The sequence below is a fragment of the Pseudomonas sp. S09G 359 genome (genome assembly GCF_002843605.1).
In the GTDB taxonomy this organism is placed as follows: Bacteria; Pseudomonadota; Gammaproteobacteria; order Pseudomonadales; family Pseudomonadaceae; genus Aquipseudomonas.
The window spans coordinates 4,464,376-4,475,076 of record NZ_CP025263.1 but is presented as its reverse complement, the minus strand read 5'-3'; the positions used below and the strand labels follow the sequence as shown (position 1 = coordinate 4,475,076).

Annotated in this window: 9 protein-coding genes; 8 read left to right on the top strand and 1 reads right to left on the bottom strand. The window is 63.6% G+C overall.

Going from position 1 to position 10,701, the window contains the following annotated elements:
- Window positions 1-8: 8 nt before the first annotated feature.
- The 8 genes from CXQ82_RS20270 (at window position 9) to CXQ82_RS20240 (ending at window position 9,218) form a co-directional block, all read left to right on the top strand.
- On the top strand, window positions 9-1,574 hold the full coding sequence (locus CXQ82_RS20270) for an ABC transporter substrate-binding protein (protein WP_101271992.1): 1,566 nt from the start codon (window positions 9-11) through the stop codon (window positions 1,572-1,574).
- On the top strand, window positions 1,574-2,833 hold the full coding sequence (locus CXQ82_RS20265) for an acyl-CoA thioesterase/bile acid-CoA:amino acid N-acyltransferase family protein (protein WP_177409921.1): 1,260 nt from the start codon (window positions 1,574-1,576) through the stop codon (window positions 2,831-2,833). The genes CXQ82_RS20270 and CXQ82_RS20265 overlap by 1 nt, the downstream gene beginning before the upstream one ends.
- Window positions 2,830-3,294 carry a CMD domain-containing protein gene (locus tag CXQ82_RS31480; protein WP_177409920.1) on the top strand — a complete coding sequence of 155 codons (465 nt, stop codon included), beginning with the start codon at window positions 2,830-2,832 and terminating at the stop codon, window positions 3,292-3,294. Before CXQ82_RS20265 ends, CXQ82_RS31480 begins: the two co-directional genes overlap by 4 nt.
- Window positions 3,291-3,872: a peroxidase-related enzyme gene (locus CXQ82_RS20260; RefSeq protein ID WP_101271991.1), complete on the top strand. Its 582-nt coding sequence runs from the start codon at window positions 3,291-3,293 to the stop codon at window positions 3,870-3,872. Before CXQ82_RS31480 ends, CXQ82_RS20260 begins: the two co-directional genes overlap by 4 nt.
- 55 nt (window positions 3,873-3,927) lie before the next feature.
- Window positions 3,928-4,659 (top strand): response regulator transcription factor, encoded by a 732-nt coding sequence (locus CXQ82_RS20255; protein WP_101271990.1) that lies wholly within the window; start codon window positions 3,928-3,930, stop codon window positions 4,657-4,659.
- Entirely contained in the window at window positions 4,659-6,002 is a 1,344-nt protein-coding gene (locus tag CXQ82_RS20250; RefSeq protein ID WP_101271989.1) for a sensor histidine kinase, read from the top strand. Before CXQ82_RS20255 ends, CXQ82_RS20250 begins: the two co-directional genes overlap by 1 nt.
- A 97-nt stretch (window positions 6,003-6,099) precedes the next feature.
- The gene (locus CXQ82_RS20245) at window positions 6,100-8,343 is read left to right on the top strand and encodes a TonB-dependent siderophore receptor (protein WP_101271988.1); all 2,244 of its coding nucleotides are present in this window, start codon (window positions 6,100-6,102) and stop codon (window positions 8,341-8,343) included.
- Entirely contained in the window at window positions 8,343-9,218 is an 876-nt protein-coding gene (locus CXQ82_RS20240) for an alpha/beta hydrolase (RefSeq protein WP_101271987.1), read from the top strand. Before CXQ82_RS20245 ends, CXQ82_RS20240 begins: the two co-directional genes overlap by 1 nt.
- A gap of 124 nt (window positions 9,219-9,342) precedes the next feature.
- Here CXQ82_RS20240 and CXQ82_RS20235 read toward each other — a convergent pair whose 3' ends face one another.
- Window positions 9,343-10,674 carry an OprD family porin gene (locus CXQ82_RS20235; RefSeq protein ID WP_101271986.1) on the bottom strand — a complete coding sequence of 444 codons (1,332 nt, stop codon included), beginning with the start codon at window positions 10,672-10,674 and terminating at the stop codon, window positions 9,343-9,345.
- Window positions 10,675-10,701: the final 27 nt, after the last annotated feature.

Genomic DNA, 10,701 nt, shown 5'->3' with positions numbered 1-10,701 from the left:
AATTTGCCATGAAGCCCTTGCTGCTGACGCTACTGACTGCCGCGCTGTTGACCGGCGCCAACGGGGCCACCGCCCAGCCCCTGCGCATTGCCTACGCCGACCCGGTATCGTCGTTGGACCCGCAGTTGAACAACCACGCCGGTGACCGTTCCATCGCGCTGCATGTGTGGGAGTCCCTGCTCGACCGCCGCGATGACAAAAACCTGCCGGGCCTGGCCGAAAGCTGGAAGGCGATCGACGCCAACACCTGGGAATTCAAGATCCGCCAGGGGGTGAAATGGCAGGACGGCCAGCCGTTCACTGCCGATGACCTGGTGTTTTCCCTGGAGCGCGCACGCAATGTGCCTGGCAGCGTCGCGCCGTATTCCAGCAGTTTGCGCACCGTGGAATCGGTCAGTGCGCCCGACCCCTACACCCTGCGCGTGAAGACCTCGGTACCCAACCCGTTGCTGGTGCAGAACATCGACTCGGTCTACATCGTCAGCCGGCATATCGGCGCCAAATCCAGTACCGAGGACTACAACAGCGGCAAGGCGGTGATTGGCACCGGGCCTTATCGATTGGTGTCGTACGCTCAGGGCGACCGCACGCTGTTCGAGCGCAATAAGGACTACTGGGGCAAGCCGCCGTTGTGGGACACCGTGGACTACCGTTTTATCGCCAACCCGGCGAGCCGCACCGCCGCGTTGCTGGCCGGTGACGTCGATGTGATCGACAAGGTCTCGCCCCAGGACGTGAAAAAACTCCAGGCCACCTCCAGCGTCAAGGTGTTCGCCTACCCCGGGTTGCGTGCGCTGCTGATCCAGCCAAGCTTCCGCGTCGGGCCGAATGAATTTATCCGCGATAACCAGGGCAAGCCGCTGGCCGAGAACCCGCTGCGCGATGTGCGGGTGCGCCAGGCACTGTCCTTGGCGATCAACCGCAAGGCCATTGCCGAGCGCATTTTGCAGAACACCGTCACCGTGGCCAATCAGTGGATGCCCGCCGATACCTTCGGCTACAACCCAGACGTCAAAGACATCGCCAACGACCCGGCCCAGGCGAAAAAGCTGCTCGCCGAAGCCGGTTACCCCGACGGGTTCCAACTGACCGTGCATGTGCCCGGCGACCGCTACCCACTGGCGCCGGAAACCTTGCAGGCGGTGGCGCAGTTCTGGGCGCGGGTCGGCATCAAGGTCGACCTGCAAGTGGTGCCCTGGTCGGTATACGCCAGCCGCGCGAATAAAAACGAATACGCCGTCACTGTGATCGCCTGGGGCAATGGCACCGGTGAGGCCGGCTATGGCCTGCTCAATGTGCTGGCCAGCGCCGATCCGAGCAAAGGGCAGGGCTCGTCGAACTGGGGGCGCTACAGCAACCCGCAGGTGGACAAGGACCTGGAACTGTCGTCGGCCGAGTTCGATGAAGGCAAGCGCGAAGCGATCCTGCGTGATTCGGTGCAGCGCGTGAGCGACGACGTGGGCATCCTGCCGTTGTTCCACTACCAGAATATCTGGGCTGCCCGCAAAGGCCTGCGTGTCAACCCGCTGGTGAGCGACCGCACCACCGCCTCGATGGTGACGGAGGAAAAGTAATGGCGCGCCTGGCAATCACCCCTCTTGATGGTTTGCTCGATGAACCACGGCGCATCGTGGTTGAAGGGCTGGCGCCCGGCGCGCAAGTGACGTTGAACAGCCGCACCCTGCGCGGCGGCGACCGGCCCTGGCGCAGCACCGCGACGTTTGTCGCCGACGCCCATGGGCGCGTGGATCTCGAGCGGGATGCGCCGGTGGCGGGTGACTACCTCGGCGTATCGGCCATGGGCTTGTTGTGGAGCCAGCGTATCGAGCAGGGCCACAGTGCCGCGGTGTTTCCCGAGACGGTGCTGCAACCGTTGCAGACCCGCATCGACGTGCAAGGCAGCGATCAAGCGCTGGTGCTGGTGCAACGCCTGGCCGCAGCCGGTGTGACCCGGCGTGAGGTGCGTGAGGATGGCCTGGTGGGTACCCTGTTCCAGCCCGCCGGCGCCGGGCCACACCCGGCGGTGATGGTGCTCAATGGCTCCGGTGGCGGCATCAACGAGGCCCGCGCCGCGCTCTATGCGTCGCGCGGCTACAACGCGCTGGCACTGGGGTATTTCAAGGCACCGGGGCTGTCGGAGTATATCTCCAACACCCCGCTGGAATACTTTGAACAAGGCCTGGCCTGGATGCATCGCGAACTGGCGCCCGCCGATGGTTTTATCGCCCTGAGCGGGCAGTCGCGTGGCGGCGAATTGGTGTTGTTGCTGGCCAGCCTGTTTCCCGCGTCGGTATCGGCGGTGATTGGTTACGTGCCCAGCGCCCTGGTGCACGGCGGGCAGGCCGCCGCCGACCCGGCGGTGGGGCGCGATGGCCCGGCCTGGGTGTATCGCGGCAAGCCGCTGGTACACCTGTGGAACAACAACCGCCATGCGTCCTGGGCCGCGCGGGACGCCGGCTTGCGGAATGCGTTGGCGATGAATACCGCGCTTGAGGACCGCGACGCAGTGGAGCGCGCGCGTATAGCCGTCGAACGGATTCGCGGGCCGGTGCTGTTGCTCACCGCTGGCGATGATGCGGCGTGGCCGTCCAGCCGTTTCGGGCGGATGGTCACTGAGCGCCTGGCGCAATTCGAACACCCCTGGCCGGTGCAGCAACGCGACTTTCCGTTGGCCGGCCACAGCATTTTGCTGCCTTACATTCCCAGCACCTACAGCGACGACGGCCAGCCTGAGGCGAATGCCCAGGCCAACCAGCAGTCGTGGCAGGCCGTGGTGGATTTTCTGCATGACGCCGTCGCCACGCGCCGCGCGCATTTGAAGGAGTTGCAATGAACAGTCCTGTATTACCCGACCTGCTGACCCGGCTGTTGCTCAGCGAGCACAGCCCCGTGCAGGGCCTGCGCCAGGCGCGGGCCAAAGTGACCGATGCCACCGAAGGCAGTTACCAGGCGCTGTTCGCCGAAAACTTGCCCGGCAGCCTGAGCCTGCAGGAACGTTTGCTGGTAGCCGAATATGCCTGCCAGCTCACGCCACAACCCGAGCTGGCCGCGCACTACCTCGAGCGCCTGCAAGCACTGCCCGCGACCCAGGACTCGCCGCGCCTGAAAGCCATCCTGGATTTTACCCGCACCCTGGTGCTGGCCCCCGTGGAAGGTGATCGCCAGGCATTGGCACCGTTGCTGGACGCAGGCCTTGAGACCATTGACGTGGTCACCCTCGGCCAGTTGATCGCCTTTATTTCCTACCAAGTGCGCCTGGCGAGCGGGCTGAAAGCATTGGAGCAGTTGCGATGAGCGAACCCCTGGATATTCAAGGCTTCACCAACCGCAGCCTGGGCTGGAAAGCCTGGCTGCCGACCCTCGAGCTGGCCCAGGCCAACCCGACGCAACTGGCGGTACTCGAAGAGAGCCATCCCCAGGCCAAGGTCTCCGAGTATTACTTGACCCTGATCCACCAGCCCGAGGTACTGCGCCAGCGCTCCCTGGCGTTCAACGCGATCATGTATGCGCCGGGCGGCCTGTCGCGCGCCGAGCGTGAGCTGGCAAGTGCGGTGGTGTCGCGCATCAACAGCTGTGTGTTCTGCGCCTCGGTGCATGCCCAGCGTTTCGAACAGTTGGCCAAGCGCAATGATGTGATTGCCCAGGTGTTCGCTGACCCGCATAGCGCCGGCACCACCGCTCGGGAACAGGCCATCGTGCGCTTTGCCATCGACCTCACGCTCAGCCCGGGTGAGATCAGTGCCGCTTCGTTGTCGGCACTGCGCGAGCAGGGCCTGGAGGATGGCGAGATCCTTGACCTGATCCACGCCATCGCGATCTTCGCCTGGGCCAACCGGTTGATGCTGAACCTGGGGGAACCGGTGTGGCCGTGAGTTAGGCTCGGCGCACATTGCGAAATGTTTCGCCGAATGCGAAACTGACGTAATTGTGAATACTTATCATCTGGAATCTATCCCGGCACCCACTCCACGCATCCTGATCATCGAGGATGACGTCGAGCTGTGCACGCACCTGAGCAACCATCTCAGTCGGCGTGGCTTTGCATTGAACTGCGCGCATAGCGGCGATCAAGGCCTGGACCTGGCGCTGCGCATGCCGGTGGAACTGATTCTGCTGGACATCATGCTGCCGAATGAAAGTGGCCTGACTATCCTCGCGCGGCTGCGCCATGAGCGCGGCACGCCGGTGATTTTGATGTCGGCCCTCGGCGCCGAGCAAGACCGTATCACCGGCTTCAGCCAGGGCGCGGATGACTACTTGCCCAAGCCCTTCAGCCTCGCCGAGCTGGATGTGCGCATTGACGCCTTGCTGCGCCGGGTGGCGATTGATTGCGGCAGCCAAGCCGCGCAATTGCCCCGCCGAAGCTCGGCCCTGGAGTTCGACGCGTATGCACACGATGTGAGGCTTAACGGCCACGCCGCCGGGCTGACCTCCTCGGAGTTCCGCTTGCTGTGCACACTGCACGAGCACACCGGCGAGGCGTTGACCAAAGCCTTCCTTTACCAACACGTGCTGCACCGACCCTATACCCGGCTGGATCGCGGCCTGGATGTGCATGTGTGCAACCTGCGGCGCAAGCTGGCGGCCATCCATGTGCAAGGTTTGCGCATTGACGCCGTGCGTTACCAGGGTTATGTGCTGATGTGCGACGGCGCCTGATGCAGCTACGGCATCCACTGCTGTGGAAAATGGCGGTGCTGCAAGTGTGCGCCTGCCTGCTGCTGGTGTGGCTGGTGTGGAACTGGGGCTTGAAGGTCGAACGCAACACCTACTTCCTCGAACAACCCGACCGCGGCGCGCTGGCCGCCTATGCCGCCGAGGCCGAGCAGGTGGCGGCCAGCGGCGATCGCGAAGCGCTGGAGCGTTGGCGCCTGGCTTTGCAGAGGCGTGAACACACCTGGGTCGCGGTGCTGGATGAGCACCTGCAGAGCCTGGGCACCACGCCGTTGACCGCCGAGCAGATCAGCCACCTGACCTTCATGCGCAAGCTCAGTTGGCCGATGAGCAAGCGCCTGGAGGATGAGCTGCCCTACGTCAGCATCGCCTTCGCGCAACACCCCGAGCGCGGCCGCCTGGTGATGCAATTGCCGGAACGCCTGCTGCCACCGGGGCTGACGCCCTGGACCCATGTGTTTACCCATGGCGTGGTCCCGGGGTTGCTGGCGCTGGCGTTGGGGTTAGTGCTGTATCGCCACGTGGTGCAGCCGTTGAATGAACTGCGTGAGCGCGCCAATGCGCTCAGCGCAGGTGATTTGGCGCCGCTGGCGAGCAGCAGCGTTACGCGCCGCCCGGACGAGTTGGGCGAGCTGGCTCGCGCCTATGAACACATGGCCGAGCGCCTGCGCCAGAGCCTGCAGCAGCAGCGGCAATTGCTGCGCACCTTGTCCCATGAAATCCGTACACCGCTGGCGCGCTTGAAGATCGCCAGCGAAAGCGGCCTGCCCCCCGAGCAGTTGGAGCAGCGCCTGGCCCGCGAGGTGGAGGACATGCGCCGGCTGGTGGACGACTCCCTCAACCTGGCCTGGCTCGACACCGAAAAACCGCGCCTGGACGCCGAAGACGTGGTGGTGGCCTCGGTGTGGGAAGCCCTGGTGCAGGATGCGCATTTCGAAACCGGCTGGCCGCTGGCGGCGCTGGTGTGTGAGCTGGACAGCACCTGCCAGGTGCGCGTGCACCTCAACAGCTTTGCCCAGGCCCTGGAAAATATCCTGCGCAACGCCATCCGCCACTCGCCCGCACACGGGGTGGTGCGCCTGAGTGGGCAGCGCGAAGGCGACACCTGGTGGCTGGTGATCGAAGACCAGGGGCCGGGGGTGGCGGCAGGCGATCTGGAACGTATCTTCGACGCCTACCTGCGGCTGGACGGCACCCAGGGTACGGGGTTCGGCCTGGGCTTGAGCATTGCGCGACGCGCCATTGCCCTGCAGGGCGGCGAGCTATGGGCAACCCAGGGGGCCGCGGGTTTGCGCATGAACCTGCGCCTGCCGGCGGCAAATGTTTAGAAAGTTAAGTTGCTTTACTCGCAATTGCATCTGATTATCATCTGCGATCTTTGATGGCCCACCGCTATCGGTTGGGTTGACGTTTGGAGATCCCCGCATGTTCCGCTTGTCCCTGCTTGCCGTGAGTATTTGCAGCCTGTTGCCTGTCAGCAGTTTCGCCGCGCAGGCCCCATTGCCTGCGCAAACGGAGCCGTCCGCGCCGATGGAATTGCCGACCCAGACCGTATTGGGCACCGCACAGGAAGAGATCAAGCAGATGCCCGGCGTGTCGATCATCACCGCCGAAGACATCAAGAAGCGCCCGCCGGCCAACGACCTGTCGGAGATCATCCGCACCATGCCGGGCGTAAACCTTACCGGTAACTCCAGCAGCGGCCAGCGCGGCAACAACCGCCAGATCGACATCCGCGGCATGGGCCCGGAAAACACCTTGATCCTGGTGGATGGCAAGCCCGTGAGCAGCCGCAATTCGGTGCGCTACGGCTGGCGCGGCGAGCGTGACAGCCGGGGCGACACCAACTGGGTGCCGGCCGATCAGGTCGAACGCATCGAAGTCATCCGCGGCCCGGCGGCCGCGCGCTATGGCAACGGCGCAGCGGGCGGCGTGGTCAATATCATCACCAAGCAACCGGGCACCGAAACCCATGGCTCGGCGACGATCTACCACAACTTCGCCCAGCACAAAGCCGAGGGCGAGACCGAGCGCATGAACTTCGGCCTCAACGGCCCGCTCACCGATGCCCTCAGCTACCGCGTGTACGGCAACATTGCCAAGACAGACGCCGATGACGCCGACATCAACAGCGGCCACGAATCCACGCGCTACGGCACCCAGATCGGCACGCTGCCGGCGGGTCGCGAAGGGGTGCGCAACAAAGACGTCAACGGCTTGCTCAGCTGGAAAATGACCCCCGAGCAGACCCTCGACCTGGAAGCCGGTTTCAGCCGCCAGGGCAACATCTATACCGGCGACACCCAGAACACCAACTCCAACGCCAGCGTGAAAAGCATGCTCGGCCATGAGACCAATATTCTCTATCGTGAGCACTATGCGCTGACCCACCGTGGCGAATGGGATTTCGGCAGCAGCCTCGCCTACCTGCAATATGAAAAGACCCGCAATAGCCGCATCAATGAGGGCCTGGCGGGCGGCACCGAAGGCATCTTCGCCAACACCAGTTTCTACACCAGCGTGCTGCGTGACCTGACCGCCCATGGCGAGGTCAACCTGCCGCTGCACGCCGGGGTCGACCAGGTGCTGACCCTGGGCACTGAGTGGGTCGAATCCAAGCTCGACGACCCCAGCGCCAATACCCAGACCACCACCGCCGGCGGCGCTGTTTCGGGGCTCACCAGCACCAATCGCAGCAGCACCTCGTCGGCGCGGATTTTCTCGGTGTTTGCCGAAGACAACCTCGAACTGCGCCCCGGCACACGCCTGACCCCCGGCCTGCGCCTGGATCACCACGATATCGTCGGCGACAACTGGAGCCCGTCGCTCAACCTGTCCCAGGTGCTCACCGACACCCTGACGCTGAAGGCGGGTATCGCCCGTTCGTACAAGGCGCCGAACCTTTACCAGCTCAACCCTAACTACCTGCTGTACAGCAACGGCCAGGGTTGCTATGGCTCGACCAAGAGCTGCTACCTGCAAGGCAATGCGGACCTGGACGCCGAAACCAGCGTCAACAAGGAGCTGGGTATCGAGTACCGCAACAATGACGGCGTGGTTGCCGGCCTGACCTATTTCCGCAATGACTACAAGAACAAGATCGAGTCCGGCCTCACGCCGGTCGGCACTGCCACAGGCGGCACCGGCAGCACCGCCAACGCCAATGTGTTCCAGTGGGAAAACGTGCCCAAGGCCCTGGTCGAAGGCCTGGAAGGCAACCTCAGCCTGCCGCTGGCCGAGTCGCTGACCTGGACCAACAACTTCACCTACATGCTGCAATCGAAAAACAAACAGACTGGCGACGTGCTCTCGGTCACGCCCAAATACACCCTCAACTCGATGCTCGACTGGCAGGCCACCCAGGACCTGTCCCTGCAAGCCAGCGTGGCCTACTACGGCAAGCAAACCCCGAAAAAATATGACTACCACGGCAACCGCGTGACCGGTTCGGCCAACAACCAACTGTCGCCGTACGCGATTGCCGGCGTGAGCGGCACCTACGCCATCACCAAGAACCTGAGCCTCACTGCCGGTGTCGATAACGTCTTCGACAAACGCCTGTGGCGTGAAGGCAACGCCCAGGGCGTGAACAACATCGACGGTGCCGGCGCTGCCACTTACAACCAGTCCGGCCGCACCCTGTACACCAGCCTCACGGCGTCGTTCTGATGGGGCGCGTGATCCTGCTGGCCATGCTGTTCGCCCAGTGCGCCTATGCCAAGCCGGCCCCCGAGCAACTGATGGATGCGCCGGTGCTGCGCGAGGCCAGCGATTACAGTTTCAGCACCTTGGAATTGGACTCCGCCGATGGCGCTCGGCACTATCGCATCTGGCTCGGCCGACCGCTTAAGGTCAGCACCGCCAACCCCGTCGCCTACCTGCTGGACGGCAACGCGGCGATGGCGGCGCTGGATACGCCGCTGCTCCACCGCCTGGCCCACAGCGCCGCACCGCCGGTGCTGGTCGCGGTGGGCTACGCCACGCCACTGCGCATCGAGCGCAACGCCCGCACTTTCGATTACACCCCCCAAGTGGGCGAGGGCGCGCAACGCGATCCGCTGACGGCTGTGCCCAGCGGCGGCGCGGAGCCGTTCCTGGACCTGCTGACCGAGCAGATCCGCCCACTGATCAACCAGCGTCTGCAAGAGACGCCCAGGCGCCAGGTGTTGTGGGGGCATTCCTATGGTGGGTTGCTGGTGTTGTACACGCTGATGACCCGGCCACAGGCATTCGATGAGTACGCGGCTGCGAGCCCGTCGCTGTGGTGGAATGGCGGGGTGATCAATACCGAAGGCCTGGCGCAACGCCTGCACGGCAAGCCGCGCACATTGCTGATGATGCGTGGGGATGAAGAGCCCGCGAGCCCGGCGATGCGCACCGGGCCCAAGGGCGAACAGGGGGGAGCAGCGAAGCAACTGTTGGCCTCGTTGCAGCAGGTGAAGGGGTTGAAAGTGCAGTACCAGGCATTCCCTGGCTTGAGTCATGGGCCCATGCTGCCCGCGTCACTGCACTACACCCTGGAACACATCAGCCAGCAGCCATAACGCGCATGAAAAAATGTGGGAGAGGGCTTGCCCCCGATAGCGGTGGGTCAGTTATAAATTTATTAACTGACACTCAGTCATCGGGGGCAAGCCCCCTCCCACATTTGATCTTCACAACTCGGGTTTACAGGATGTTCATCGGGTAGCTGACAATCACCCGATGCTCATCACTGTCACGCTGGGTGGTCACTTCGGTGCGCAACGAAGCATGGCGCAACGCGATGCTCAGGTTCTTCAGCGGGCCTTGCTGGATCACATAGCTCACCGTCAGGTTGCGTTCCCACTCGCTTTTATCGCCGGTTGGCGTGCGGATATTCGAGCCGCTTTCGTACATGCCCATGAAGCTCAGGCCCGGCACGCCGACGCTGGCAAAGTCGTAACCGTAACGCACCTGCCAGGTGGTTTCCCCGGCGCGCTGGAATTTGCCGATCATCGACTCGGTCATGAAATACGCCGTGGAACCATCACCTTGGTTCAACCACACCGCATCGCTGTCGCCGCTGACCTGTTGCAGGCCGGCGGCAATGGTGTGGCCGTTGACCAGGTAAGTGAACAGGGCGCTGTTCAAGCGGCTGTCGACCTTGCCCTTGGTAACGCCGTCGCCGTAATAGCCGAAGGTGTAGTAGGCCGGGTCATTGCCGTTGGCGCCGTCGGAGTGGTTATCAAAGTGGCGCAGGTCGGTGCGCAGGGTGCCGGGGCCGACCTGCCAGTCGTACTTGAGGCCCAGGAAGTTCTGTTTGTAGAAGTCCTGCAGGTTGCCGTAGTAGTACTGCAGGGTCAGGTCTTTGCTGGGTTTGTAGTCCACGCCGCCGTAATAGAACTTGTTGACGAAGGTGCCGGTACGCGCGTTGTTGGCGCCGGGGATCGACATGCCCATCTGGTCGCTCGAGCCACGGCCCTTCACGTGCTCCAACTGGCCGAGGGTGAAGGTGAAGTTCTCCAGGTCCTTGGACTGCACCTGGCCGCCATTGAAGGTTTGTTGCAGCATGCGGTCGGTGGACATCACCACTGGCAGCATCGGCACCAGGGTGCCGTATTTCAGCTCGGTCTTGGCAAAGCGCGCCTTGGCGGTCAGGCCCAGGCTGCCGAACTCGTCTACCGCGCGGCCGTCATGATCAGTGGGGAACACGTTGCCGTTGAACGCGGTGCTTTGCGGGTTGTAGTGGCGACCCTTGCCGGAGTCCAGGCGCACGCCGAACATGCCGATGGCGTCTACGCCGAAGCCCACGGTGCCCTGGGTGAAACCCGACTCGAAGTTGGCGATGAAACCCTGGCCCCATTCCTGGGTGTAGTTGGGGTCGGCCGCGCCGCTGCGGTTGTCGGCGTTACTGAAGAAGTTGCGGGCCAGTACATTGAGTTTGCTGTCTTCGACCAGGCCTGCGGCGTAGCCCTGCTGGGCGATCATCAGGCCGCAGAGGCCGGCGAGTACGGTTGGTGCGCGATTGAAAAGCTCCATCGGTGTCATCCCCATGTGTGGTTGGTT